This window comes from Trinickia sp. EG282A, from assembly GCF_040965455.1.
Lineage (GTDB): Bacteria > Pseudomonadota > Gammaproteobacteria > Burkholderiales > Burkholderiaceae > Trinickia > Trinickia symbiotica.
This window is the reverse complement of sequence record NZ_JBFRCC010000005.1, coordinates 141,410-166,016: the sequence shown is the minus strand read 5'-3', so window position 1 is coordinate 166,016 and position 24,607 is coordinate 141,410. Positions and strand designations below refer to the sequence as shown.

The following is a 24,607-nucleotide window of genomic DNA, read 5'->3' as shown; positions in this document are numbered from 1 at the left end:
CATTATCGGCGACAACGCATTCCGTCGCGACATGGGGAAAACCACGCCTTATCGTTCGTTGCATATTTTGAATGCCGTGCATATAGTTGTCTGCAGATGCAGATACCTATTGAGCAGGAAAGACGATGAATCCCGTGGACACCCCCACGCTGGAGCAGGCGCTCGACGGCGCTCCGCCCGCGCGATTGCTGACTCCGGACGAATACCGGACGGAAGAGAGCGTCGCGTTCAAGATGAACCAGGTTCATCTTCTGCTGGGTGCCGAAATCGACCGCAAGCTCGCCGCCAGCGGGCTGTCGGCTATCCAGTGGGGAATTCTGAAAGCGCTCTACGACGGACGTGCCCGCACACCGACCGCCCTATGCCGCATCCTGCTTGCGGACAGCGGCGCCATGACTCGCAAGCTCGACTCCCTCGAAGCGCGCCGCTTGATCGAACGAATTCGCAGCACGTCCGATCGACGCAGCGTCGAACTCGCATTGACAGCAACCGGTCGTCAATTGCTGCGCGAAACCTTGCCGCACATTGTCGAAACAAGGAACCGCCAGCTTCGCGGCTTCACAGCCGATGAAGTCGCCACCGTCAAGCATCTTCTCGACCGAATGATCGTCAACCTGAGCTGATCGGCGACGGCCATGCCGGAACTGAGCGGCGAGTCCGCTGAAGCTCAACGCGTACCCCTATTAAAAAAGGAGCAGTCCATGGAGCACACTGAAACCCTCGCAGCGCAAAGCGAGACGCCGACACAGGCATCAAGTCCCGCCCCGCTGACGGTTCCCCATGTCTACCGCGGTCGCACGGTAACCGGAAACACGGTCAAGCACGTATCGCGCGACCTGGGTCAGGGTTTCTGCACGCCTAAAGTCGAGCTGGATGATCTCGTCTGGCCGCGCGCCGAGGCGGGTCCGGCATTCGACGTCCCCATTGCGCGGATCATCGACTTCCTCATCGAGCTTGGCCCACGTCTTCATCTCGACGTTAATCCGCTCATGCAGGCCGCTCTCGAATCGATGATTCAGGTGAGCCCGCTGGGGCGCCGGATTCTGGAAAACTGCTATCGGGATATTCCCAATCTTTTCGCTCGCGGAGTGATAGAAGACGAGCTGCGCGTGAGTCTCGGCGACGCGAGCCTCGTCGACGGCTGGGTTGCGCGCACGCTGCGCGGCCGGCCGAGTCGTCTGCGGGCATTTCCTCCGCGTCTGGTGCATATCCTGGCGGGCAACTCGCCGATGGTTGCCGCCATGAGCATCATGCGAGCAGCGCTGACGAAGGGCGTACATTTGCTCAAGCTGCCGTCCAACGATCTCTTCACGGCCACTGCCATCTTGCGCACGATGGCCGAGATCGACCCGCACCATCCGGTCACGCAATCCTTTTCGGCTGCTTATTGGAGAGGCGGCGACGAGAACGTCGAGTCCATCCTTTATCGCCCGCAATACTTCGACAAGATCGTCGTGTGGGGCGGCGAAAGCGCGGTGCGCCATGCGATGCGGTACGCGGGCCCCGGCCTCGAACTAGTTGCGTTCGATCCCAAGGTCTCCATCTCGCTGATCGGCCGCGAAGCATTCAGCTCCGACGAAGTCCTGCGCGAAGTCGCGCGTGCGGGCGCCGCCGATGTCCTTTCGTTCAACCAGGATGCGTGCAACGCAAGCCGCTATCAGTTCATCGAAGGGGACGAAGAAGACGCCGATCGATATTGCGAGCGACTTGCGCTCGCCCTCGGCGAAGACTACCGGTATGGCGACGGGCAGGGCCCGCTCGTGCCGAGCGACATTCGCGAAGCCGTGGATGTGCTGCGCGAGATGGAACCGCTCTACCGCGTGTTCGGCGGCTACGACGGCAAGGGGCTCGTCATTCGCTCGGATGAAATGGTCGACTTTCATCCCATTTGCAAGACCGTGAATGTCGTTCCCGTAGCCACCCTGCGAGACGGGGCCCGCTACGCGACCGTCGCCACACAGACAGTCGGCATCTACCCGCCTCACCGCGTGACCGAGGTGCGCGACGCGCTCGCCTGCGCGGGCGTGCAGCGCATCGTGGCATTGGGAGAATCGATTTCGGATGGAGTCGGCGGCTATCCGCATGACGGCATGTTCCCAATCCATCGATTCATGAAATGGGTCTCGGAGGAATCGGGCCCGAACCAGGACGAGACGCAATGATGGAAGCCCTTTCCGCCCTATTGCAACTCACCGAGGTTTCGGATCCCTTCCGCAACGCGCCTGAGAACCTCGCTGCCGCGCAACTGCAGGCGGTGCGCGAGCGGTTCGCGCAACGCCGCCAACAGATTCGCATTCTCGATAAACGAGCCAACGAAGCGGGCGTCACCGAACTGAAGACCCTGAGCGACGCGGTGCCGTTGCTATTTGCCGACGCAGTCTTCAAGAGCTATCCCGATTCGTTCATCGAGCAGGGCAAATGGCGCCATCTCACCGCATGGCTTCAAACCCTCGCGACGCACAAGATCGATGGACTCGACTACGAGAAAATCGCCGATCTCGACGACTGGATCAACGAATTGCGTCGCAATGGCCACTACGTGATGAGCTCGAGCGGCACGTCGGGCAAGCAGTCGTTCATCTACCAGAGCGAAGCGGACCGTGAACTTGGCTGGCGTCTGCTTGCCCAGGGCATTCGCTGGGCGGCAATCGGCATGCGCGACCCGTCACGCCGCTACCCGGTGTTCCTCTTGACTCCCTCTTCCGGCTCCTACACCGGCACCGAGCGCATGGCGAAGTTCGGCGAGTCGATCGCGCAGCCCGGCGACATTCACTACATGTCGGACGTTCCGCAAAGCGCTGCCCACACTACGCGCATGGCACGCATGCGACGGGCGATCTCCGACGGCACCGCGCTGCCCAGTGAAATCGAAGCTTTCCAAAAGGAGAACCGTGAACGCAGCGAACGCGTGCAAGCGGATTTCCGGCGCTTCATCGATCAGCTACTCGAGCGGCGTCGTGAACCTATGTTCATCATGGGCATGATGGGCATGCTTTACCAAATCGTCGCCACGGCACGCGAACGGGGCATTCCGGACGGTGATTTTCACCCCGATACGATCATAAGCATCGGCGGCGGCAAGAAGGGGGCGAATTTGCCGGAGGATTTCCAGCAACAGTGCGAACGCTTCTTCAACTTCAATGCGTCGAACTTCAACGACGGCTACGGCATGGGCGAAGTGTCGGGATTTTGCCCATGGTTTCACGAAGCGAAGGCATGGGCGGTGCCGCCGTGGCTCGTCCCGCTCGTGCTCGACTCGACCGGCGAACGACTGCTGAATCCGCCCGACGGGAAAGGCATTGTCGAAGGTCGGCTAGCGATGATCGACCTGATTGCCGACGGCCGCTGGGCTGGCGTGATCAGTGGGGACAAGGTCATCGTGGAGTTCGGTCATGGCATAGACGGCGTGCGCACGCCCATCATCCGCGACGTGGTGCGCTACAAGGACGTGCCGGGCGGCGACGACAAGCTGTCATGCGCCGGAACGATCGACGCCTATGTGCGCGGAGAAATCGCAGACATGACCGAAGCCCGCAGCGCTAACTAAATCAATCGTCCTCGATATTGGAAAAGCCATGACAACGACAAATGAAGAATCGACAAAGCCAGCCGTGTGGTTCATTACCGGCGTCTCTTCCGGCTTCGGCCGTTCCCTGGCGCAAGCGGTCCTCGCCCGCGGCGACCAGGTCGTCGGCACGCTGCGCAAGGACGCGCAGATCGCGGAGTTCGAAGATCTCGCGCCCGGTCGCGCCCACGGCGTCCTGCTGGACGTGACCGACGCCGCAGCGGTGCCTCGGGCCGTGGAGCAGGCTCTGAGCCGAGCCGGCACGATCGATGTGCTCGTCAACAATGCCGGTTACGGTCTATTCGGCGCGCTCGAAGAGGTCTCCGACGCGGAAGCACGTCAGCTATTCGATACGAATGTGTTCGGCACAGTCAACGTCATTCGCGCCGTGCTGCCTCATTTTCGTGCGCGAAAGCGCGGCCATATCGTGAACTTTTCGTCGGTGGCCGGCGTGATCGGCATCACCGGCTGCAGCTTCTATTGCGCGTCGAAGCACGCCGTCGAAGGGCTTTCGGAATCGCTCGCGCGGGAACTGAAACCGTTCGGTATCCATGTGACCATCGTCGAGCCGGGTGGCTTCCGCACGAATTTCGCGGGGGGCTCGATGAAGTGGAGCCAGGTCGAATCACCCGACTACGCAGAAACCGTGGGCAACATGCGCCGGTTCATGAGCAGCTACCACGGCACGCAGACAGGCGATCCCGCGAAAGCCGCCGACGCCATTGTGCGTGCGGTGTCCGCCGACACACCGCCGCTTCGTCTGCCGCTCGGGCCGGACGCCGTCGACGTCGTCCGCAAGAAGCTAGCGGCCGTGCACGAGAACCTCGAAACGTGGCTCGACGTGTCGAGCTCCACCGACTTCGATCACTAACACTCACGCTAACGCAACTCGTTGCTCTGGAGACGACATGTCTGCTCTGGACCCGTTCTACGCAATGCTTCGCCGTGACGGCGATCCTTTCCGTCATCACCCCGAAAACCTTCGTGAACTTCAACTCGCGGCAATGCGAGAGCGCTTCGCCGAGCGCCGCGAGCAAATCAGGCTCTTGCGTCGCAGAGCGGACGATGTCGGCGTGCACGACGTCAACCGTGACGCGGACATGGTGCCTCTGCTGTTCGCGCATCAGATCTACAAGAGTTACCCTGAGTCATTGATCGACAATGGTCGCTGGCAGCACCTGGCGGCATGGCTGCAAACGCTCTCCAGCAAACCGGTGGGCGAGGTCGACCTGAACGGCGTGGACAACGTCGACGCATGGATGGACCGTTTGCGCGAAGCGGGACACTACGTGTTCAGCTCGAGCGGCACGTCCGGAAAATGCAGCTTCATCAGCCAGACGCGAAGCGATCTCGAGAACGTCACCGAGTCCTGCGTGAAGCTCGGCGTCTACGGCAACGCATTGATCCAACGAGACTTCGGCAAGCGCCCGGTATTTCTGATGATGCCGCCGGCCGGCGCCCATCGCCATATCGAGCCCATACTGAATGCGGCGAAACGGCTCGGTGCTGAAAGCACCCTGATGTTCGACGAACCGGTGCTTGCTTCCGCAACGATTTCGATGGGCCGCATGCGCCGCGCAATCGCCGATGGGTCCGCCAAACCGAGCGAAGTCGCCGCATTCCAGGAACATGCGGTGGCGCGCCAGCGCCACACCGGCGCAATGATCGACCGGTTTCTCGACAAGCTCGCCGTGCGGCGCGATGTTCCCGTTCTCGTGCAGGGCAATTGGTCGCTGCACTGGACGCTCGTGGACCGCGCGCGCCAACGCGGCATAGCCGATGGTATCTGCCACCCCGATACCGTGATCACGACCGGTGGCGGGTTGAAGGGCACCTCGGCGCCCGCTGACTATCGGGAGCAGATCATCCGCTTCTATGGAATTCGTGCGGAAAACGTCCAGAACAGCTATGGCATGTCCGAGATGATCGGGACCGGCCCATGGTCGGACGTTGCGCAAGGCTACGCAATCTGCCCTTGGATCGTACCGTTCGTCCTCGACAAGAGCGGAGAGCAACTGCTGAATCCTTCGGACGGCAAGGGCGTCGTCGAGGGGCGCTTCGCGTTCTTCGATCTGTTGGCCGAAGGGTACTGGGGCGGGTTCATCACCGGCGACAAAGTCACAATTGATTTTTCACCGGCGGGGGACACCGACGGGCTGCAAGGGCCGCTCGTTCGACAGGTCGGCCGTTATGCCGACCTCGAAGAAGGCGAAGACAAGCTCTCATGTGCCGGCACGATGGAGTCGTATGTCCGCGGAATGATCAACGTCTGAAGCCCGCCTCGCGTGCCGCTGCTTCAAGGTGCGCGGGCACGAGGCGAGCCGTTGCTGGCGCCCGCTTCGCGCTCGTGAGTATACTGGTGCCCTAATTCCGTTATCCAACGCTCACCGATGTCCAAACCAATGGCAGTTCAGGCTCCCGCCGGAGTCTCGAGGCTCGCTGCGGCGGGCAAACCACGAACGGCCGGCCGGCCGGCGCACGACGACGCCGTGGAACTGCGAGAGCACGTGCTCGACGCAGCCAAAGCCGTTTTCATGAGGGAAGGCTTCGGGGCCGCGCGGGTCGAGGAAATCGCATCGCTGGCCGGCGTCAGCAAGACGACCGTTTATCGGCAGTTCGGCACGAAAGAAGAGCTCTTTCGCTCCATTGTCTGGCGGGGGATGGCCGATCTGCGCGGCAAGATCGCTCTCGAACTGGAACCCGGCGGCGATTTTTCGGCGAACTTGGCATCCCTGATCGATGCGCTGGTCGAGCACATGGCGATACCGGACAGCGTGCACACGTCCCGGCTGGTCATAGGCGAAGCCATTCGCTTTCCGGACATCGCGAAGCAGTTCCTGCAGTTCGTGAACACGATGCTCGAGCCGCTAACGAGCGTGCTGGAGGCTGCAGCCGCCAGGGGAACGATCGACATCGACAACCCGGCGAACGCGGCGAGCGATTTGCTGACGCTCGTCACCGGTGCCCCTGAAGTGCACCTGGCGATACAGAGCACCCGTGCCGAGCGCAAACGCCGGGCTGAGCGGATCCACCGGCTTTTGTTGAACGCGTGGAAGTATCGTGCCACGCAGCAGTCCAAGGCTCGGGGCAAGCCGGCGCCATAACACCCACTGCCGCTTCGCTCGCACCCCGTCGACCGACTAGCCTTCAACCTCGCCCATGACCTGAAATTGTCCTGATGCCTGGGCGATGCACTTGGCGTTCGCCCAGATCCGGCAGTCCGAAAAGACGACGCGTTTTCCCGAACGGAGGACGTCGATATGGGCCTCTATCCAGTCACCCGGCTCCGCGTTCCCCATAAAGTTGACCGTCAAGCCCGTCGTCAGCACCTTCACCGCCGGCTGGCGTGAGTACTTGCTCGCCCAAGTAATGGCCGTGTCCGCCAGCATGCAAATCGCCCCGCCGTGCATCATCTGGCCGAGGTTACGATGTGCTTCCCGCACGTGCATGCCGACGGCGTACCCGCGCTCGGTCTTGCGAAAGTACGTAGGGCCGAACATCTGGTGATACGGCCCAAACGCCGGCATCAGCGTGAAGCCGTGCGGAATCGCCCTTTCGTCGTCCTGCTCGGCGCCCGCCGCCGCCAGTGCATCTGTCTGCTCCAATTGCAATCCTCCTCTTCGGCGCCGCAAGTCACACAGCGCCAAAACTCCTTTTTCGTTGATAGAACATAGCGTATCATTATTCGCACACTAGTCAATTATATGAACCGATAGAAATGGATGCCAGTCCGCTTTTTGCCCCGCTCACGGTTCGAGGCGTCACGCTCGCCAACCGTATCGTCATGTCGCCCATGACCCGCGGCTTCTCGCCCAACGGACTGCCCGGCGATGACGTGGCCGCTTACTACCAGCGGCGGGCGCAGGGCGAGACGGGGCTCATCATCACGGAAGGTGTCGGCATCGATCATCCGGCTGCGCTTGGAGAAGCCGGTCTCGGCGAGAATTCGATTCCGGTGTTGGCCTGCGAGGCGTCGGTGGCGGCCTGGCGACGCGTGACAGACGCGGTACATGCGAGCGGCGGCGTCATCTTTCCGCAGTTGTGGCATATGGGGCCGATGAAAGAGGCGAATACGGGCCCCGTTCCCGAGGCTCTACCGCTGCGTCCCTCGGGCGTATGGGGACCGGCCGGACGCGCGACATCGCTGGACGCAGGCTACTTGGAGCGGGTCATGCCGCCAACGCGTCCGATGACCGACGCGGAAATCGCCGACGTCATCGCCGCTTATGGGCGAAGCGCGCGCTATGCGCGCGCCGCCGGATTCGATGGCATCGCTATTCATGGAGGCCACGGCTATTTGATCGATGCCTTCTTGTGGGCCGAAACCAATCAGCGTGCGGACGAGTGGGGTAAGGACCTTGCGGCGCGCAGCCGCTTCGCCGCCGAAGTCGTCCGTGAAATCCGAACGAGCATCGGCGACACTATGCCGGTCACCTTCCGCTTTTCGCAGTGGAAACAGCAGGACTTCCGCGCGCGTCTCGCCAACGATCCGCAGGAGCTCGAGCAGATCCTCACACCGCTCGCGGACGCGGGTGTCGATATCTTCGAGGCGAGCACGCGTTATTTCAATCGCGCGGAATTCCCGGGCTCGGAGATGAACCTCGCCGGCTGGGTGAAAAAGGTCACGGGCAAGTTTTCGATGGCCGTGGGAGGAATCGGCATCAACAAGGGGTACTACGATTCGATGGCCGGCGCGGATACGGTTGCGCAAGCCGATCTGACGCCTCTCGTCGAGCGCTTCGCGCGCAATGAATTCGATCTCGTCGGCGTCGGGCGCTCGCTCCTGCACGATCCGAACTGGGCGCGGCGTGCGCGCCTTGGCGAGCCTTTTCTCGGATTCAGCACGGATTCGCTTGCTCGACTCACCTGATGATGTTTCGTTTCGCGATTGGCGCGCTCGTAGCCGGCGTCAACCGCGGCCGGCTATGCACGTTTCCCTACGTGCGCCCCGTCACCGGAATCAGCGCACCGGTCACGCCCGATGCGGCGCCAGACGCGAGAAAGAGAATCATATTGGCGATTTCTTCGGGCCGCACCCAGCGCGAAAAATCGGCGTCGGGCATGTCCTTGCGGTTTTGGGGCGTATCGATGATGCCCGGCAGAATCGCGTTGACTGTGATGGAACGGCCCTTCAGCTCTTCGGCCAGTGCCTCTGTCAAACGCATGACGCCGGATTTCGAGGCCGCATAGGCGCCCATGCCTGCGCCTGCTTTGACCGCGGCGCCAGCGCCGATATTGATGATGCGCCCACCCTCCGCGCTACCGGCAAAATAATCGAGCGCAGCTTTCGATGCCGTCGCCGCCGTGCGCACGTTCATCTGGTACATCAGATCCCAGGTGTCGAGGCTGCCGTCCGCCAGCGTTTCCCAGCGAAAGCCCCCCGCCACATTGACGATCGCATCCAGCTTGCCGATCTGATCGACCGCCGCCGATATCGCGGATCGCGCCGCCTCGAGATCGGTCAGCTCGACGCCGCCACTCCACCACGCGGCTTGCAGCTGCGCCGCGCTCGCGTTTTCTGGCGCGGGAGCCTTGTCGATCAGCGCGACCTTCCAGCCATTGTCGGCAAACACGCGACCCACTGCGCGTCCCAATGTGCCGAATCCACCGGTCACCACCACTACCCGTTGCATGTGCAATCCCTCCCTTGCCCTGCGCCGCCGCCCTGCCTGCGTAGAGCATAAAGAACGTCAACGTCCCTTGAACACCGGCTCTCGTTTCTCGCGAAACGCGTTGACCGCCTCTTGATGGTCTTCGGTCAAATTCGAGAGCGCCTCGTAGGCAATCGAAGCATCGAGAATGGAATGTGCCAGCTGCTTCAGCCCGATGTTGATCGACGCCTTTGTCCATTGAATAGCACGGGCGGCACCGTTCGCCAGACGCTTGGCCATCGCATCGACGACCGCATCGAGCTCATCGGCCGGCACTGCATGATTGATCAGTCCCAATCGCGCCGCTTCGCCCGCGCTGAGCAGATCGCCGGTCAAGAGGTACTCCTTGGCTTTGGCGTAACCCACGAGCTGCGGCCAGATCACCGCACCGCCATCGCCCGCCACGAAGCCGACCTTTACGTGCGGATCGCCGATCTTCGCGTGATCGGCGGCATAGCTCAAATCCGAGAACAACGCGATCGTGGCGCCGAGGCCGATCGCATGTCCGTTGATCTTCGCGATGACCGGCTTGGGGCAATCGAGCATCGAGAAGACGATTTTTTTGGCACGCTGCATGCCTTCGAGAAACAGCGCCGGATTGTCGATGACATGCTGCATATGCTCGATGTCGCCGCCCGCGCTGAAGGCGCGGCCGGCACCCGTCAACACGACGACACGAGTCTCGGCATCCTCGGCCACATCGAGGAAAAGCCGCGACATCTCGATGTCCATCTGCTCGTCGAACGCGTTCAGCGTTTCGGGGCGGTTGAGCGTGACGGTCAGGATGCCGCCGTCGCGTTTAAGCAATAACGCCTTATAGTCGGAAATATCCATATCGGTTACGCGTGCAGCGGAATGAATCGGCGACCGTTGTCGTACATGATCTTGCGCGTGTCTTCTTCGGATAGCGAGCCACATGCCTCCGACGCGAAATCCTTCGGTTCCGGCACCCCTTCCGCGTGCGGATAGTCGGAGCCCATCAACAGAAAGTCCGACGAACCCGTCTGAGCGATGATCTGGGCGATGTCGTCCTCCGGATAGGCGACCACGAAAACATTCTCCTTGAAGATCTGGCTGGGACGCATCTTCAGCTGTCCGCACGGCCAGTAGCCATTCTTCGCCATCCCCCGGCACTTGTCCATTTTCACGAGCATCGAAGGGACCCATTCGGCGCCGTTTTCCGCACTGCACAGCTTGACGCGGGGAAAACGCTCGAAGAAGTTGTAGAAGATGAACGACGACAGTGTTTCGATCACCGGACGCTCGCCGTAACCGTGCATCCAGACGAATGCCGTCTGACGCTGGCGCGACTGCTGCACCGGCTCGCCCCAAACCGCCATATGGTCCTTCATGTAGATCGCTTCCGACACATGGAAGGTGACACGCACACCCGCTTCGTTGAGGATCGACCAGAACGGATCGAAGTAAGGATCCGCAGGCGCACGGCCATTGAAGGGGCCCATCGGCATCAGGACCACGCGTACGCCGTTCGCGACGAGCCACTTGGCTTCCGCAACGGCCGCATCGAGATCGTCGAGCGTGACGACCGGCGTCGTGTAGATGCGGTCCTTGTAGTTGAAGCCCCAGTCTTCCAGCATCCAGCGGTTGTACGCATGGAGGACTGCATTCGCAGCAACGGGCTCATTCAAGTACGAAATGCAGGCGACCATCTCACCGATGTACATCGTGCAAGCCTCGACGCCGAATTCGTCCATCTTCGTGAGGCGCGCGTCGCGATTGAACATGTCCGGCGTGGGGGGAACGCGCATATCGACGTTATCCTTGCCGTCCTTCATCGCGCGCAGCCATTCGTGCAGCTTGCCGGGCGGCGGCACATGCCCCTCTGCCGACGTATAGCCCTCGCTGATTTCCACCTTGCGCTCGCCGACATACATGCAGCGGTTGCCGTCTGCCGTGGTGCGGCTGGTAAAGGACCAGTCTTTCTTGAACTGCTCGGGCAAGTAGCGGCTGAACGCGTCCTCCACTTCGTAGAAGTGCGTGTCGGCATCGTAGATCTTCCCTTGATACGGTTGCATGAAGCGTCTCCTGGTTGTGGGGGAGCGCTGCCAAACGTGCGCCCTTGAGAGAAGTATCGGCGCAAGGTCTCGACCGAAAAACTCTCATATCGAAGTCAAAAGTGGCGATATCGATTCGATATCGATCCGCGCATCGTGTCTAACCTTAGCGTGCCAGTATGGGTGACACCGGTAGACAATGCGAACGTCGTTCGTATATAAGCATAGCTGAAGCGATACATGCAACCGGAGACGTGTATGCAAGCCGAAGCACTGTCACAAGCACATAGACCGCAACGGCTGGCCGTGCCGCCGCGCGGTTTCATGATAGCGATACTGCTGGCCGCGGTGGCGGCCTCGTCGGGCATCACCGTCATCTACACCGTGCTGGTGACGCTTTACAAGGCTTTCCCCGCGTCGGATTCCGTGAGCTGGACCGTCACAGCGTACTGGCTCGGCTCAGCCGGCTTTGCCGCGGTGAGCGGCCGCTTGGGCGACCTGCTCGGCTATCGGCGCATCCTCCTCCTGGTGATGACGATTGCGTCAGCGGGCGCCGTCGTCGCCGCGTGCGCAACCGATGTCGCCATGCTTATCGCGGGCTGTGCGATGCAATCGGTCGCGGCGGGGATCACGCCGCTTTCCATCGGACTCGTGCGCGAGAACCTGCCGCCCGGCAGGGTGCCGGCCGCCGTGGGCGTGATCAGTGCGGCAGGAATGGTATCGGCGGGGCTGATCTACATCTGCGCCGGCGTCGTCGTGGATCGCTATTCGTGGCAAGGCGGCTTCTGGTTCAAAGTAGCGCTTTGCCTGGTGGCGGTTGGTGCCGTGCGCCTGTGGACTCCGCCTTCGCCGAAGCGCCCCAGCGCACGGATCGACTACCTGCGCGGCCTCGCCTTTGCGCCTGCGCTCTGCGCCATCCTGTTCGCCGTGCAGCAGAGCCGTGTATGGGGGCTGGCCGATGTGCGTCTATGGGGCTTGATCGGTGTGGGGATCGTCGTGCTCGTCATGTGGGCACGGCACCAACACGAGGCGGCGCATCCGCTTATCAATGTGCGCCTGCTCAAGGCGCGTCAGATCGTATTGGCCAATGCATGCATGGCATTCGTCGCCGCGGGGGGCATGCAATTGGGGCAGGTTTTCTCCCTGCTCGCTCAGCAACCGGCGGGAACGCACGCCGGATTCGGACTGAGCGCAACGGCCGCCGGCTTGCTGATGTTCAGCGTCAACATTGTCTCGCTCGTCGCGAGCCCTTGGAGCGGCCGCGTAGCCGCCCGGTACAAGGCCCGCCGCGCCGCCTTGATCGGCATGGCCATCCTGGTCGTTGCCTGGGCCTCGCTGATCGTGCTTCATCGGAGCTTGCCCCTTTTCGTTCCGGGCGCGGCGCTGTGCTCGTTCGGTCTCGCTTTCGCCAGCACGGCGCTGTACAACCAGATCGTCGAGGCGGCGCCTGCCCATCAGACCGGCGAGGCAACGGGCATGCTCTACGTGTTCTTCTCGTGCTTCTTCGCCGTGGGCGCTCAAGCTGTCTTTTCGCTGCTGCGAAGCGCGTCGGCAAAATACGACGGTGGATGGTTTGCCGCCGATAGTGGTTATGTTTCAGTGTTTGCCTATATTGCGTGCAGCTCGATTGCCGGACTGCTGATTGCTTACACGCTGCCGAAACGCCGCGCCCAGCCATAAGCATTGCGACCGATCCGTTGCACGCGGGCGTCGTGCATTTTCAGCTGGGACGCAGGGCCTCCCCTACAGCAACGCGCCTCTCTTCACTCCGCAGGGGATCTTGGCACCTGATCACTCCTCGTCGGCTTCGCCCTGCGCGGATGCCCGCTTGGCCACCCGGATCATTTGTTCCTCGAGTTGCGTGCGTTCGCGATCGAAGCGCTCGAGCGGTGCGCCGATGGCCATCGCCGCGATCACATTCCCGTTCGGCCCGAAAACCGGCGACGACACGCCTGCCGAATCCGGCAGCAACTCGCCTCGGCTTACCGACAGGCCGGTTTCGCGGATGTGATCGAGCTCGTCGCGCAACGCCTTCTTCGTCGCGACCGTTTGCGGCGTGCGGCGCTCGAGCTTGACCGTCCTCATGTAGTCCGAGACGAAAGCTTCCGGCGCATGGGCCAGCAGCACGCGCCCCGCGGCCGTGCAATAGAGCGGACGGCGCAAGCCCACGTGCATCGAATAACGAACGGATTGCTCGCTTTCGATCACGTCGACGTAGGTGATCTCTTTGTGCTCGACGTCGAGGACACCGATATACACCGTTTCATTGGTGCTCTTCGAGAGATCCACCAGGTACGGGCGCAGCAGCTTCGAGAAGTTCCATGCCGCCATGACGCCCGCCGAGAGCCGGAAGATGGATGGCCCGAGGCGATAGCGGCCTGAGTCGTGTATCAAATACCCTTCCGCCACGAGTGGCCTCAGCAGGTTGAGCAGACTGCTCTTCGGCGACTCGAGGGCGACATTCAGTTCTGCCAGCGACATGCCGTCGGGAGACTTCGCCAGCACATCGAAAATTCCGAGGAGTCGCGTCAGCGAGCGCGGCCCGCTGACATCCCGGTCCGCCGGCGCTGAGATCTCTTTCAACATGATTTTCCCCATGAATTGATGGTATCGATTATACGGGAACTATTCACATAGTTTTACAACGATCATATGCTGGCACATCGCCGCGCCCTCCGGATTCGGGAATACGCTAGGGGCGCGCTCGACCTCGGTTGAGCTATAGTTGAACAACGTTCATTTTATGGAATGCGGGAGCACGCCTTCCGCAACCGTCCGCGCGCTGCGCTGACGCATCCCATAGCGTCATCAACCCTTCCACCTGGGACCATTCATGCATACGAAAAAGCTGGCGGAAAAGGTCGTCATCGTGACCGGAGGCGGGCAAGGCGTCGGCCTCGGCGTCGCCAGAGCACTGGCAGACGAAGGCGCGAATCTCGTTTTGACCGGCCGCACGGAGGCCAAGCTCGCTCGGGCGGCTGACGAACTGCGCGACCTCGGTGCCCAAGTGCTCGTCGTACCAGGCGATACACGCAATCGTGCGGACGCCGTTCGGACAGTCGAGCTTACCGTCGAGCGGTTCGACCGGATCGACGCGCTCGTCAACAATGCGCAAAGCAGCAGTCCCGGTGTACCGCTCGAATCCGTCACCGACGAAGACTGGCGCACCACGCTCGAATCCGGCCTCTACGGCACGCTCTATTTCATGCAAGCCGTATTGCCCCAGATGAAGTTGCAAGGCCGCGGCGCCATTATCAACTTCGCTTCGCGCACCGGTATCGAAGGTTTGAAGGGCTTTGGCGCGTACGCCGCGGCGAAGGAGGGCATTCGAGGCCTCTCGCGTGTCGCCGCTCGCGAATGGGGCGCTCATGGCATTACCGTCAATGTCATTTGCCCGGCAGCCCTCACACCTGCCGCCGATGCCTACCTGGAAGCCAATCCGCAAGAGCGGACCCGCTATCTGTCCGAAATTGCGCTTGGCCGATTTGGCGATCCGCAGCGCGATATTGGTCGAGCTGTTGCATTCTTGTGTAGTGACGACGCTAATTTCATCACGGGGCAGACTATCAGCGTCGACGGCGGACAGTCAATGCTTTAGCGCTCGTTTTTTGAACGCGGTGCGACATATCAAACGACTAGTTGCATTTTTAAGAATGTGCGCCGCAAAGCATTAAATCGAACTAATAGTTGCATTAATGCGAGTAGGAGCCGACGTGTCGGGTTTTGCGAGTCGCGCGGCGCCCTATTGAGGCTGGCGCCCCGGACTCCGGTCAGATCGGCTCGAACTCCGGCAAATGCCAGTCCATCCAATCGAAGCTTGAATTGTTCGCGGCCCACGCCCAGTTCACCGGAGGAACTTTCGTGGGGGCGCGGGAACCCAGACCTTCGTGCGCGTTTTGCCAATGTGAATTCACGGGTGCAACTTCATGGTCGTCACTCACAGTGATGTTCTCCGGCTCCTGCTTATCCATTGGCATTCCTTACGTAGAGTCACGGCAGATAAACGGGCGGATCCGCAACGAATCCGCCGCGTTGGATTTCCTCAACTACAGAACCTTTTTCTCGCGCAGGCTATCGATGTCAGATTCGGACATACCTAACAGGTCGCGCAGCACGTCGTTCGTATGCTGTCCCAGCATCGGCGGCGGCGCATAGGAATCGATCGGCGTGCCCGACATCTTGACCGGATTGGCAACCATGCGAACGGGCTCGTCGGTGAGCGGATGCGCCACTTCGACGCACATGGCGCGCGCCTGCACATGCGGATCGGCAAACACCTGTTGCAGGTCGTTGATCGGGCCAGCCGGGACGCCCGCGGCGTCGAGCGCCCGGAGCAGTTCACCGCTCCGCCATTTCACGATCAGCGGCTCGAACACCTCGCCGAGCGCGCGACGATTTTTCACGCGCAGCGCTATCTCGCTGAATCGCGGATCGCTTGCAAGCTCGGGATGCCCGAGGACATTGCACATCCGAGCGTATTGCTCATTGTTGCCGGCAACGATCATGATGTCGCGATCGGCGCAGCGGAACATGCGAGACGGCATGCCACCGTTGCCCTCCGTGCCGCGCCGGATTGGAATTTCGCCCGACACAAGATACTGACTCGCATAGTGCGAGGTGGCGGCGATCATCGAATCGAGCAACGCCAGGTCGATGTACTGCCCCTCTCCACTACCGCCTTGCGCCGCGTCGCGATGATAAAGCGCAGCGATGATGGCCGACGCCGCATACTGACCGCACAAGATGTCTGCAAGGCTAGGCCCCGTTTTCATGGGGCCGCCCCCCGGCACGTCGTCGCTGTTGCCGGTGATGCTCATCAGGCCGCCCATCGCCTGGAAAATCGAGTCATAGCCCGGCCGGGGGCTGTAGGGTCCGGTCTGCCCGAATCCCGTAATCGAGCAGTAAATCAGGCGCGGATTGACAAGCTTGAGGCTCTCGTAATCGAGACCATAGCGCTTCAAATCACCGACCTTGTAGTTTTCGAGCAGCACATCGCAGTGCGCGACCAGCGAGCGGATCAGGGCTTGACCATCGGACGTGGAGATATCGCACGTGATCGATTTCTTGCCGCGGTTCGCGCTGATGAAAAACGTCGACTCACGCGTGACGCTTCCCTCTCGATCCATGAGAAACGGGGGCCCGAATTGTCGGGAATCGTCTCCTTTGCCCGGCCGCTCGACCTTGATGACCTCCGCGCCAAGATCGGCAAGCATCTGCGCGCCCCAAGGCCCCGCGAGAATACGGCTCAAGTCGAGTACGCGAACCCCCGCCAACGCGCCTTTTGTCATATCGAATCACCCTTGAATTGAAACCGGCCGCGCTGGCCGCCACGCTTTAGCGCCCGACGAACTTCGCCGTACGCTTTTCGATGAAAGACTGAACGCCTTCCTTCGCATCTTCCGTGTTGTAGAGAAACTGCTGGGTCGACTGAATCTTTGCATAGGCCTCCTGCCAGCCCTGTCCCAGCGAAATGCGTGCGTTGTTCATCGTAGCCTGCACGGCCAGAGGCGCCTGCGCCGCGATTCGCTCCGCGATAGCGAGCGCTCGCTCGAACTCTTGACCGGCAGGCACGACGTCTTGCACGAAGTTCATGTGCCGTGCTTCTTCCGCCGTAAATTCGTCCCCGGTAAGCAGGACCTTCATTGCGTTGCCCCACCCGGCACGCTGGACCATGCGGAATGTCGCACCACAACCTGCCATGATCCCCCGCTTCACTTCAAGCTGGGAGAAACGGCAGTTGTCCGCCGCCACGGCCACCTCCGAAGCGAGCATCAATTCCACGGCGACGGTAAAGCAGATTCCTTTGAGTGCGATAACGACTGGCTTGGTGCGCAGCGGCGCACGCAGGTTGAACGGATCGACCTCGCCCTCCGGAAGCAAGGGTTTCCCCTCGCGGCGCAACGGGGCAATCTTGGGCATATCCAGTCCTGCCGTGAAATGATCGCCCTCTGCGTAGACGAGACCGCAGAAAAGATCCGGACTCTTCTCGAGCTGCGTGTACGCCCTTGCCAGTTCACCGAACATCTTCGGGGTGAAACCGTTGCGTTTTTCCGGCCGGTCGATTCCAATCAGCAGTAGGTTCCCGCGCTGTTCAACGCGAATCTGTCCGTCTTCGTGACGAGTCGTCATGCACTGTCTCCTCGCGGTGTTTTCCGTTAGCAATCCGACTTCGGGCTGGATTTGACAAAGCCGGACCATCCATTCAGAATGATAAACGTCGTTCAGTTAATTGGCAACTTGCACCATGCGTTCGCAGCATGAACGGTGCACCGCAGCGGCATCGGTTGCGTGCGATGCCGCCCCGGATGCCGGCTCGAGTGCTCACCCTGATCCGCGAGGAAAGACCATGGCGTATGAGACGATCATCGTCGAAATTCACGGCAAGACCGGCTTGATCAAGCTGAATCGTCCGCAAGCCTACAACGCGTTGAACAATCAGCTGATGGACGAGCTGACGGCCGCGCTCGACAGCCTCGAATCCGATCCTGCCATTGGCGCGATCGTGCTGACCGGCAGCGAAAAAGCGTTTGCCGCCGGCGCCGACATCAAGATGATGAACGAATGGACGTACATGGACGTCTTCAAGAATCAGTTCATCACATCGAACTGGGAACGCACGTCGCGTTGCCGCAAGCCGGTCATCGCGGCTGTCGCGGGGCTTGCGCTCGGCGGGGGCTGCGAACTCGCCATGATGTGCGACTTCATTCTCGCTGCCGATAACGCCCGCTTCGCCCTGCCGGAAATCACGCTCGCGACCATTCCGGGCGCGGGCGGGACGCAGCGTCTCACGCGCGCGCTCGGCAAGTCGAAAGCGATGGAGATGATCCTCACCGGCCGCAAGATGGATGCTGTCGAAGCGGAACGATGCGGGCTAGTGAGCCGCGTCGTGCCCGTCGATGCCCTCGTCGAAGAAGCGCTCAAGTCTGCCGACGAGATCGCGCGATTCTCGCAACCGGTCGTCGCCATGGCGAAAGAGTGTGTGAACCGCGCGTACGAGTCGAGCCTCGCCGAGGGCATCCTGTTCGAGCGGCGCATGGCGTACTCGACGTTCGCGACCGAGGACCGCAAGGAAGGCATGGCGGCCTTCGCCGAAAAACGCAAACCGCAGTTTCGCGATTGCTGAAGGTTCTTCTGGCACTCGACTCTTTACCTGGATTAGAAGCGCGATGAAATCTCATGCCAATCGCATTACCGAACTGCTCGGCATTCAATATCCCATCATTCAAGGCGGCATGCGCTGGGTGGCGCGGGCCGAACTGGCGGCTGCGGTTGGCAATGCAGGCGGTCTGGGTTTCATCTCCGCCCACACTCATGCGACCGCCGATGCGCTGGCGCGTGAAATCGACAAGGTTCGCTCACTCACGGACAAGCCTTTCGGCGTCAATCTGACCGTGCTCGGCGCCAACGCCGGCCTCGACTATGACGGCTATGTTCGTACGATCGTGTCCCAGGGTGTTCAGGTCGTGGAGACCGCGGGCAGCAACCCCGCGAAATATATCGCCGAGTTCAAGGCCCACGATATCAAGGTCGTCCACAAGTGCGTCACCGTGCGCCACGCGGTAAAGGCCGAATCGCTGGGCGCGGATGCCGTCAGCATCGACGGCTTCGAATGCGCCGGCCACCCGGGCGAAGACGATATCCCGGGTTTGATCCTGATCCCGGCCGCGGCCGACAAGCTGAAAGTGCCCATCCTTGCTTCCGGCGGTTTCGCCGACGGGCGAGGACTCATGGCGGCCCTCGCGCTCGGCGCCGAAGGCATCAACATGGGCACGCGCTTCATGCTCACCCAGGAATCCCCGGTTCATCCCGCGATCAAGCAGCGTCTTCTTGAAGCAACCGAGCGCGATACGGTTCTGGTTGGCCGGTCGATCGGCGATTCGAGCCGTGTCGTCAAAAACAGCGTCAGCCTCGCCGCACTCGAACTGGAACGCGGTGGCAATGCCACGCCCGCGGACCTCTACGCGCTGACTGGAGCACGCCGCTGGATGGACGCGTTCGCCAGCGGAGCAACCGAAGGCGGCGCCTTCCCTGCGGGTATCGTGACCGGCCTCATTCACGATCTGCCGAGCTGCGCGGAATTGATCGGCCGCATCGTGAACGACGCCGTCGCCATCGCGCAACGGCCGCTCGGCTTCAGCGCTTCTCTCTCGTGAAACTGACAGGTCTTCGCGTCGTCGACCTGTCGCAGTTCATGCCAGGTCCGTTCCTCGCCGCCCATCTCGCGGAACACGGGGCGCAAGTGATCAAGATCGAGCCGCTCACGGGCGACCCGACGCGCGGCGCCCCAGGCTCGGATGGCGCGTTCTTCGCGGCGATCAACCGGGGCAAGCACAGCATTGCACTGGACCTGAAGCATCCGGAAGGGCGTGGAATCGCGTTGAAGCTGATGAACGAGGCCGACGTCGTCATCGAATCGTCGAGGCCGGGCGTGGCTGCCCGCCTCGGAATCGATTATGAGACGGTGAGCCGGACCAACCCGCGGCTCGTCTATTGCGCGATGACGGCATTCGGACAAACGGGGCCGCTTGCCTCGCTGCCTGCACACGATCCGGTGGTTCAATCGCTGGCAGGAACGCTGCCGCGCGATAGCCGAGGAACGCCCATTACCACCGGGCCGTCGCTCGCCGCGCTGGCCGGTTCGCTGACGGCGCTGTCGGCGGTATTGATGGCGCTGCTGCGCGCAAGGGAAACGGGACGCGGCGACTATATCGACGTCTCGCTTTTCGATGCAGCGCTCACTGCCCAGCCCCATCTTAGCGGTCGCTTGCTCAACGCATCGGGCGGTCAATCGCAGGAGGAGAGCGCGGGCGACAGCGGTCTCGCGTTGCTCGGCGCGTACGAGACCGCCGATTCGAAATGGCTCTGCCTCGGCGGTCGGGAACGGGCTTTCGCCACGAACCTGCTTACGCCGCTTGGCCGTGCGGATCTCATTGACGACGCCGTCGACCCGGCTGGTGAAGGTCAATTGCGCGTGCGTGCGTTCCTGACCGAAACGTTTTTGACTCGCACGCTCGACGAATGGCTTACCTGGTTCGATGGCCGTCACATCAGCGTCGCGCCGGTACTCTCGCTCGCCGAAGCGCTCGCTCATCCCCACGCCCACGAACGCCAGATGATTCAGACCGATCCATCAGGACGCGCTCATGTGGCGAACTCAATTCATTTCCGCAGGGAGCCCGCGTCGACGCCGCTCTCGGTTCCGCGACTGGGCGAGCATACGGACGTCGTGCTGCGAGGCATCGGGTACAGCGAGGAACGAATCGCAGCGCTCTTCTCATCAGGCGTCGTGCATGGACAACTCAACAAAGCCGACCCCGTTGCGGCACGCGCCACTTGAGCCCGCCCACATCATGCCCTTAGTGCTAGAAGCGGATGCCATCGACTTTGCATCGGTCATTCGTCCGGGCGATACCGTTGCATGGGGTCAATGGAACGCCGAGCCGCTTCCGCTTACGCGAAAGCTGCTCGAGCAGCGCCACGACATCGGGCCGATCCGAGTCTTCCTAGGCGCCGCCACTCACGATACCTGCCGCCCCGAACACGCCGACTGCATTGATTTCGTTTCGTACTGCGGCACCGGCGCGAATCGCGCGCTAGCCAAGGCAGGCGCGCTCGATATCCTCCCGTGCCATTACTCGCAGTTTCCGCAGATGATGGATTCGGGCCAGTTCCCCGTCGACGTCCTGCTGCTTCAACTCGCACCGCCCGATGCGCAAGGCCGCTATAGCCTGTCGATCGCGCACGAGTATCTGATTCCGGCGATCGAGCACGCGCGCGTCATCGTTGCGGAAGTCAACGAGCAAGCGCCATGGACCTATGGCGAGCGATATCTTCGCGACGAAGATATCGACTTCATACTGCCCACGTCGCGAGCTCTGACCGACAGTCCGCCCAGCGCAGCCGGCGAAACGGATTTAGCCATCGCGCGTCACGTGGCCAGCCTCATTGAAGACGGCGCCACCCTCCAGCTCGGACTCGGCGCCATTCCAGAGGCGATTCTGGCTTGCCTCACCGATCGCCGGGACCTGGGCATTCATTCGGGGACGATCGGCGATAAAGTCGCCGATCTCATGGAAAGCGGCGTCATCAACAATGCGCGCAAAACCGTCGATACGGGCAAAACGGTTGCCGGCGTCATGATGGGCAGCCGTCGCATTCACGACTTCGCGCACCGCAACGACGCCATCCAATTTCGCTCGACGCGCTACACGCACGACGCGAATGTGCTCGCGAGCATCGATCGCTTCGTCGCCATCAACTCGGCGGTGGAGGTCGACCTTAGCGGGCAGATCAATGCGGAAATCGCGGGCGGCATGTATGTGGGCGCGGTGGGCGGGGCACTGGATTTCCTTCGCGGCGCTCGGCGCTCTCACGGTGGCCTTCCTATCATCGCACTGCCGTCGACAGCGGGCAAAGGCGCGAGCCGAATCGTCTCCTCGCTGAGCGGCCCCGTCAGCACGCCGCGCAGCGACGCCGGCGTCATCGTGACCGAATACGGCGTTGCCGATCTGCGCGGACTGACGCTGCGGCAACGGCGCGAACGCATGCTCGCCATCGCACACCCCGATTACCGCCGCGCTCTCGAAGAAGACACGGGCGCCGCCACGCGCAACGTATGAAAGGCCTCAGCCACTCTGCAGGGAATATCCAATGAAACGCGCAGCAATTGTCTCCCCGGTACGAACGCCTGTGGGCACCTTTGGCGGTAGCCTGCGGGGCGTGTCCGTCGAAGCGCTCGGCGCGCTCGTTGCGAATGAAACGATACGCCGCTCAGGCGTCGATCCCGCCCGCATTGACGACGTCGTCTTCGCGCAATCGTACGCGAATAGCGAAACGCCTTGCGTGGGCCGCTGGATCGCACTGCAGGCCGGGCTGCCTGTCGAAGTGCCGGGCATGCAGCTGGACCGCCGCTGCGGCGGCGGCCTGCAGGCGCTCGTCACAGCCGCGATGATGATACAGACCGGCGCCGCCGACGTGGTGCTCGCAGGCGGCGTGGAAAGCATGAGCAACATCGAGTACTACAGCACGGACATGCGCTGGGGCGCCCGCTCCGGCTCCGTTCAGTTCCATGATCGGCTCGCGCGCGGCCGTGAGCGCTCGCAACCGGAATCGCGCTTCGGCTATATCTCCGGCATGATCGAGACAGCGGAAAACCTCGCGACCGACTATGACATCAGCCGCGAGGCCGCCGACGAGTATGCGTTGCGCAGCCATCAACGCGCGGCGGCGGCGTGGGAATCGGGCAAGATGGCGGAAGAAGTCGTTTCAGTCAGCATTCCCCAGAAAAAGGGCGAGCCGCTTCTTTTCGCGAAGGATGAAGGATTCCGTGCTGATGCCAGCATGGAAAGCTTAGGCAAGCTCCGCGCACTGACATCCGGCGGCACGGTCACAGCGGGCAACTCGAGCCAGCAAAACGACGCAGCCGCCGCATGCCTTGTAGTCGCCGAAGACCGCCTTGAAGCGCTGGGCCTCGAACCGATGGCTTGGCTCACCGGCTGGGCCGCGGCCGGGTGTGAACCGTCACGTATGGGCATCGGCCCCGTGCCCGCGGTTCGCAAGCTCATGGCGCACACGGGTCTCACACTCGATCGGATGGATCTCGTCGAGGTGAATGAAGCGTTTGCCTGCCAGGTATTGGCGGTCCTCAAAGCCTGGAACTGGAATGATATCGACCGACTCAACGTCAACGGCTCGGGCATATCGCTCGGCCACCCCATCGGTGCGACGGGCGTACGGATCATGACAACGCTCCTGCACGAACTTGCGCGCCGAAAGGGACGCTACGCGCTCGAGACCATGTGCATCGGCGGCGGTCAGGGTATCGCCGCCATCTTCGAGCGCGCCTGATCTCCGGCGACGAGGCGCACGGCTTTGCACCGTGCGCCTGTCCGAGCACTCAGACAGTCGTGCCAGTCCGACAATCAGGCCTCGACTTCGATCATCACGAAATCGGCCTTGGTCGCGCCGCACTCGGGACACGCCCAGTCGTCGGGAACGTCTTCCCAGCGAGTGCCCGGCGCAATACCCTCTGCCGGAAGTCCCGCTTCCTCATCGTAGTAAAACCCGCAAAAAATGCATTGCCATTTCTTCATGATCGTCGATGATTCGTTGATGGTTGGGTTGAATCAGGGCGCAACGTCCCAGGCGAGCGGCAGATAAAGCATCCCGTTGACAGAGCCCGAGCCGCAGCGCGGCTTGTCGCCCTCACGAATGCGGAACTCGGGAATGCGCTTGAGCCACTCCTGCAGAAAGACCTTGATCTCCGTGCGCGCGAGGAAAGAACCTGGGCAGCGATGCGGCCCATTGCCGAACGCCGCATGGATCACGGGCTTACGCGTGAGGTCGACTGCAAGCGGATTGCTGAACTTGCGATCGTCGAGACCGAAAAGAGCGTTGGGCAGTTGGATCTGGTCACCCTTTTTAAACGGGATGCCCTTGTACTCCATATCCTCTGTGATGAGCCGCGCGGTATTCGCTACGCCAAAGCGCCGTATCAGCTCGTCGACGGATGAAATCATCAGATCGGGATGCTCGATGAGCTGACGCCGCTGAATTGGATTCTCCGCAAGGAAGCGCGCGATGAAACCCATCATCGAGGCGACCGTGTCGAGGCCGCCGAACAGCACGACGATAAACATTCCGAACATGCGCTCGGGGCTGATCGGCTTGCCGTCGATCTGCGCGTTGGCGATGAGGCTCACGAGGTCGCCGCCCGCCTCCGCCTTGCGTTTCTCCACCCATGTAGAGATATAACCGATGAGCCGGTGCTGCGATTCGTTACGCTGTTCGAGGTTGCCGCGCACCGCCCATTCGGCCCATTCGAGCAACTGTTCGCGATCGGTCGTCGGAAGATCCGCGAGACGCAGGAAAATCACGATCGGTAGAATCTTGGCGAACTCAGAAACGAACTCGCATTCGCCTCGCGGAGCGAGCTTCTCGATGAGCTCGGTAGCGAGAGCGCGCACGTCGTTTTCGAGCGAGGCGATCGCCTGCGGCAGGAAAGCGGGCGTGATCAGGTTGCGGTACGCGGTGTGCTCAGGCGGGTCGAGTTCCAGCGGCACGAGCTGTGTCTCGTTGAGCGGCGGAATGTTGACACTGCGATGCGAGAAGCGGGTGTGATCCTTCTGCATGGCCTCGATGTCTTCGCCTCGCGTGGCGATCCAGTGTCCGCCGTAATACGGCGACCAGACGATGTCGGGCCCCGCATGCAGGGTCTTCCACGCCAGGTGGACGTCTTCTTGCGCGCCGGGCGGGTTCATGTAGTCGAAGTCCACCACGAGTTCGCGCGGAACATGGTCCGGCACGGTCCAGCCTTTCATATCGTTCACCTAGCGTCTCCTGTTGTTCCGCCGTCTTCCGTCGGATGAATTGATCAA

Annotated in this window: 24 protein-coding genes; 14 read left to right on the top strand and 10 right to left on the bottom strand. The window is 61.8% G+C overall.

Going from position 1 to position 24,607, the window contains the following annotated elements; translation table 11 throughout:
- The first annotated feature begins 125 nt into the window (after window positions 1-125).
- The 6 genes from AB4Y31_RS23620 (at window position 126) to AB4Y31_RS23595 (ending at window position 6,669) form a co-directional block, all read left to right on the top strand.
- A complete protein-coding gene (locus AB4Y31_RS23620) occupies window positions 126-623 on the top strand; it encodes a MarR family winged helix-turn-helix transcriptional regulator (protein WP_368676089.1) in 498 nt (165 codons plus the stop codon).
- A 78-nt stretch (window positions 624-701) separates the two neighbouring features.
- Window positions 702-2,162: an acyl-CoA reductase gene (locus AB4Y31_RS23615; RefSeq protein ID WP_368676088.1), complete on the top strand. Its 1,461-nt coding sequence runs from the start codon at window positions 702-704 to the stop codon at window positions 2,160-2,162.
- On the top strand, window positions 2,159-3,547 hold the full coding sequence (locus AB4Y31_RS23610) for a hypothetical protein (RefSeq protein WP_368676087.1): 1,389 nt from the start codon (window positions 2,159-2,161) through the stop codon (window positions 3,545-3,547). The genes AB4Y31_RS23615 and AB4Y31_RS23610 overlap by 4 nt, the downstream gene beginning before the upstream one ends.
- A 28-nt stretch (window positions 3,548-3,575) precedes the next feature.
- Window positions 3,576-4,436, top strand: coding sequence for an oxidoreductase (locus AB4Y31_RS23605; protein WP_368676086.1), 861 nt, complete (start codon window positions 3,576-3,578; stop codon window positions 4,434-4,436).
- Between the two features lie 37 nt (window positions 4,437-4,473).
- Window positions 4,474-5,838 (top strand): hypothetical protein, encoded by a 1,365-nt coding sequence (locus AB4Y31_RS23600; RefSeq protein ID WP_368676085.1) that lies wholly within the window; start codon window positions 4,474-4,476, stop codon window positions 5,836-5,838.
- Window positions 5,839-5,967: 129 nt separating this feature from the next.
- Window positions 5,968-6,669: a TetR/AcrR family transcriptional regulator gene (locus AB4Y31_RS23595; protein WP_368676084.1), complete on the top strand. Its 702-nt coding sequence runs from the start codon at window positions 5,968-5,970 to the stop codon at window positions 6,667-6,669.
- A 36-nt stretch (window positions 6,670-6,705) separates the two neighbouring features.
- On the opposite strand, the gene AB4Y31_RS23590 is transcribed toward AB4Y31_RS23595, so the two are convergent.
- Window positions 6,706-7,170: a PaaI family thioesterase gene (locus AB4Y31_RS23590; RefSeq protein ID WP_368676083.1), complete on the bottom strand. Its 465-nt coding sequence runs from the start codon at window positions 7,168-7,170 to the stop codon at window positions 6,706-6,708.
- A 113-nt stretch (window positions 7,171-7,283) separates the two neighbouring features.
- Here AB4Y31_RS23590 and AB4Y31_RS23585 point away from each other — a divergent pair, with 113 nt between their 5' ends.
- Window positions 7,284-8,435, top strand: a complete 1,152-nt coding sequence (locus tag AB4Y31_RS23585; protein WP_368676082.1) for an NADH:flavin oxidoreductase — start codon at window positions 7,284-7,286, stop codon at window positions 8,433-8,435.
- Between the two features lie 67 nt (window positions 8,436-8,502).
- Here AB4Y31_RS23585 and AB4Y31_RS23580 read toward each other — a convergent pair whose 3' ends face one another.
- The 3 genes from AB4Y31_RS23580 to AB4Y31_RS23570 are packed head-to-tail and all read right to left on the bottom strand — an operon-like array spanning window position 8,503 to window position 11,252.
- Window positions 8,503-9,198 carry an SDR family NAD(P)-dependent oxidoreductase gene (locus tag AB4Y31_RS23580; protein WP_368676081.1) on the bottom strand — a complete coding sequence of 232 codons (696 nt, stop codon included), beginning with the start codon at window positions 9,196-9,198 and terminating at the stop codon, window positions 8,503-8,505.
- Between the two features lie 57 nt (window positions 9,199-9,255).
- On the bottom strand, window positions 9,256-10,050 hold the full coding sequence (locus AB4Y31_RS23575; protein WP_368676080.1) for an enoyl-CoA hydratase/isomerase family protein: 795 nt from the start codon (window positions 10,048-10,050) through the stop codon (window positions 9,256-9,258).
- A 5-nt stretch (window positions 10,051-10,055) separates the two neighbouring features.
- Entirely contained in the window at window positions 10,056-11,252 is a 1,197-nt protein-coding gene (locus AB4Y31_RS23570) for an amidohydrolase family protein (RefSeq protein WP_368676079.1), read from the bottom strand.
- Window positions 11,253-11,489: 237 nt separating this feature from the next.
- Here AB4Y31_RS23570 and AB4Y31_RS23565 point away from each other — a divergent pair, with 237 nt between their 5' ends.
- Complete coding sequence (locus AB4Y31_RS23565) at window positions 11,490-12,911, top strand: MFS transporter (RefSeq protein WP_368676078.1); 1,422 nt, start codon at window positions 11,490-11,492, stop codon at window positions 12,909-12,911.
- 111 nt (window positions 12,912-13,022) lie between these two features.
- Here the strand turns inward: AB4Y31_RS23565 and AB4Y31_RS23560 are convergent, their stop codons facing one another.
- Window positions 13,023-13,817, bottom strand: a complete 795-nt coding sequence (locus AB4Y31_RS23560) for an IclR family transcriptional regulator (RefSeq protein ID WP_102607102.1) — start codon at window positions 13,815-13,817, stop codon at window positions 13,023-13,025.
- A 247-nt stretch (window positions 13,818-14,064) separates the two neighbouring features.
- Here AB4Y31_RS23560 and AB4Y31_RS23555 point away from each other — a divergent pair, with 247 nt between their 5' ends.
- Window positions 14,065-14,829 (top strand): SDR family NAD(P)-dependent oxidoreductase, encoded by a 765-nt coding sequence (locus tag AB4Y31_RS23555; RefSeq protein ID WP_368676077.1) that lies wholly within the window; start codon window positions 14,065-14,067, stop codon window positions 14,827-14,829.
- Between the two features lie 172 nt (window positions 14,830-15,001).
- Here AB4Y31_RS23555 and AB4Y31_RS23550 read toward each other — a convergent pair whose 3' ends face one another.
- From AB4Y31_RS23550 to AB4Y31_RS23540, 3 genes are all read right to left on the bottom strand, one after another.
- Window positions 15,002-15,202, bottom strand: coding sequence for a hypothetical protein (locus AB4Y31_RS23550; protein ID WP_368676076.1), 201 nt, complete (start codon window positions 15,200-15,202; stop codon window positions 15,002-15,004).
- 75 nt (window positions 15,203-15,277) lie between these two features.
- Window positions 15,278-16,519, bottom strand: coding sequence for a CaiB/BaiF CoA transferase family protein (locus AB4Y31_RS23545; RefSeq protein ID WP_368676075.1), 1,242 nt, complete (start codon window positions 16,517-16,519; stop codon window positions 15,278-15,280).
- A 46-nt stretch (window positions 16,520-16,565) separates the two neighbouring features.
- Entirely contained in the window at window positions 16,566-17,360 is a 795-nt protein-coding gene (locus tag AB4Y31_RS23540) for a crotonase/enoyl-CoA hydratase family protein (protein ID WP_368676074.1), read from the bottom strand.
- Window positions 17,361-17,577: 217 nt separating this feature from the next.
- On the opposite strand from AB4Y31_RS23540, the gene AB4Y31_RS23535 reads away from it, so the two are divergent.
- From AB4Y31_RS23535 to AB4Y31_RS23515, 5 genes are read left to right on the top strand one after another with little or no spacing between them, the layout of a single operon-like run.
- Complete coding sequence (locus AB4Y31_RS23535; RefSeq protein WP_368676073.1) at window positions 17,578-18,354, top strand: enoyl-CoA hydratase; 777 nt, start codon at window positions 17,578-17,580, stop codon at window positions 18,352-18,354.
- Window positions 18,355-18,397: 43 nt separating this feature from the next.
- Window positions 18,398-19,384 carry an NAD(P)H-dependent flavin oxidoreductase gene (locus tag AB4Y31_RS23530; RefSeq protein WP_368676072.1) on the top strand — a complete coding sequence of 329 codons (987 nt, stop codon included), beginning with the start codon at window positions 18,398-18,400 and terminating at the stop codon, window positions 19,382-19,384.
- Window positions 19,381-20,568 (top strand): CaiB/BaiF CoA transferase family protein, encoded by a 1,188-nt coding sequence (locus AB4Y31_RS23525; protein WP_368676071.1) that lies wholly within the window; start codon window positions 19,381-19,383, stop codon window positions 20,566-20,568. Before AB4Y31_RS23530 ends, AB4Y31_RS23525 begins: the two co-directional genes overlap by 4 nt.
- A gap of 13 nt (window positions 20,569-20,581) precedes the next feature.
- On the top strand, window positions 20,582-21,850 hold the full coding sequence (locus tag AB4Y31_RS23520) for an acetyl-CoA hydrolase/transferase family protein (RefSeq protein WP_368676070.1): 1,269 nt from the start codon (window positions 20,582-20,584) through the stop codon (window positions 21,848-21,850).
- Window positions 21,851-21,881: 31 nt separating this feature from the next.
- A complete protein-coding gene (locus tag AB4Y31_RS23515) occupies window positions 21,882-23,078 on the top strand; it encodes an acetyl-CoA C-acetyltransferase (protein WP_368676069.1) in 1,197 nt (398 codons plus the stop codon).
- 74 nt (window positions 23,079-23,152) lie between these two features.
- Here the strand turns inward: AB4Y31_RS23515 and AB4Y31_RS23510 are convergent, their stop codons facing one another.
- The gene (locus AB4Y31_RS23510) at window positions 23,153-23,323 is read right to left on the bottom strand and encodes a rubredoxin (RefSeq protein ID WP_107152470.1); all 171 of its coding nucleotides are present in this window, start codon (window positions 23,321-23,323) and stop codon (window positions 23,153-23,155) included.
- 33 nt (window positions 23,324-23,356) lie between these two features.
- Window positions 23,357-24,559 (bottom strand): cytochrome P450, encoded by a 1,203-nt coding sequence (locus tag AB4Y31_RS23505; RefSeq protein WP_368676068.1) that lies wholly within the window; start codon window positions 24,557-24,559, stop codon window positions 23,357-23,359.
- Window positions 24,560-24,607: the final 48 nt, after the last annotated feature.

Bases quoted from the DNA above. Each gene is read 5' to 3' on its own strand.
- AB4Y31_RS23620 (WP_368676089.1), top strand. From the start codon at position 126: ATGAATCCCGTGGACACCCCCACGCTGGAGCAGGCGCTCGACGGCGCT.
- AB4Y31_RS23615 (WP_368676088.1), top strand. From the start codon at position 702: ATGGAGCACACTGAAACCCTCGCAGCGCAAAGCGAGACGCCGACACAG.
- AB4Y31_RS23610 (WP_368676087.1), top strand. From the start codon at position 2,159: ATGATGGAAGCCCTTTCCGCCCTATTGCAACTCACCGAGGTTTCGGAT.
- AB4Y31_RS23605 (WP_368676086.1), top strand. From the start codon at position 3,576: ATGACAACGACAAATGAAGAATCGACAAAGCCAGCCGTGTGGTTCATT.
- AB4Y31_RS23600 (WP_368676085.1), top strand. From the start codon at position 4,474: ATGTCTGCTCTGGACCCGTTCTACGCAATGCTTCGCCGTGACGGCGAT.
- AB4Y31_RS23595 (WP_368676084.1), top strand. From the start codon at position 5,968: ATGGCAGTTCAGGCTCCCGCCGGAGTCTCGAGGCTCGCTGCGGCGGGC.
- AB4Y31_RS23585 (WP_368676082.1), top strand. From the start codon at position 7,284: ATGGATGCCAGTCCGCTTTTTGCCCCGCTCACGGTTCGAGGCGTCACG.
- AB4Y31_RS23580 (WP_368676081.1), bottom strand. From the start codon at position 9,198: ATGCAACGGGTAGTGGTGGTGACCGGTGGATTCGGCACATTGGGACGC.
- AB4Y31_RS23575 (WP_368676080.1), bottom strand. From the start codon at position 10,050: ATGGATATTTCCGACTATAAGGCGTTATTGCTTAAACGCGACGGCGGC.
- AB4Y31_RS23570 (WP_368676079.1), bottom strand. From the start codon at position 11,252: ATGCAACCGTATCAAGGGAAGATCTACGATGCCGACACGCACTTCTAC.
- AB4Y31_RS23565 (WP_368676078.1), top strand. From the start codon at position 11,490: ATGCAAGCCGAAGCACTGTCACAAGCACATAGACCGCAACGGCTGGCC.
- AB4Y31_RS23560 (WP_102607102.1), bottom strand. From the start codon at position 13,817: ATGTTGAAAGAGATCTCAGCGCCGGCGGACCGGGATGTCAGCGGGCCG.
- AB4Y31_RS23555 (WP_368676077.1), top strand. From the start codon at position 14,065: ATGCATACGAAAAAGCTGGCGGAAAAGGTCGTCATCGTGACCGGAGGC.
- AB4Y31_RS23550 (WP_368676076.1), bottom strand. From the start codon at position 15,202: ATGGATAAGCAGGAGCCGGAGAACATCACTGTGAGTGACGACCATGAA.
- AB4Y31_RS23545 (WP_368676075.1), bottom strand. From the start codon at position 16,519: ATGACAAAAGGCGCGTTGGCGGGGGTTCGCGTACTCGACTTGAGCCGT.
- AB4Y31_RS23540 (WP_368676074.1), bottom strand. From the start codon at position 17,360: ATGACGACTCGTCACGAAGACGGACAGATTCGCGTTGAACAGCGCGGG.
- AB4Y31_RS23535 (WP_368676073.1), top strand. From the start codon at position 17,578: ATGGCGTATGAGACGATCATCGTCGAAATTCACGGCAAGACCGGCTTG.
- AB4Y31_RS23530 (WP_368676072.1), top strand. From the start codon at position 18,398: ATGAAATCTCATGCCAATCGCATTACCGAACTGCTCGGCATTCAATAT.
- AB4Y31_RS23520 (WP_368676070.1), top strand. From the start codon at position 20,582: ATGCCCTTAGTGCTAGAAGCGGATGCCATCGACTTTGCATCGGTCATT.
- AB4Y31_RS23515 (WP_368676069.1), top strand. From the start codon at position 21,882: ATGAAACGCGCAGCAATTGTCTCCCCGGTACGAACGCCTGTGGGCACC.
- AB4Y31_RS23510 (WP_107152470.1), bottom strand. From the start codon at position 23,323: ATGAAGAAATGGCAATGCATTTTTTGCGGGTTTTACTACGATGAGGAA.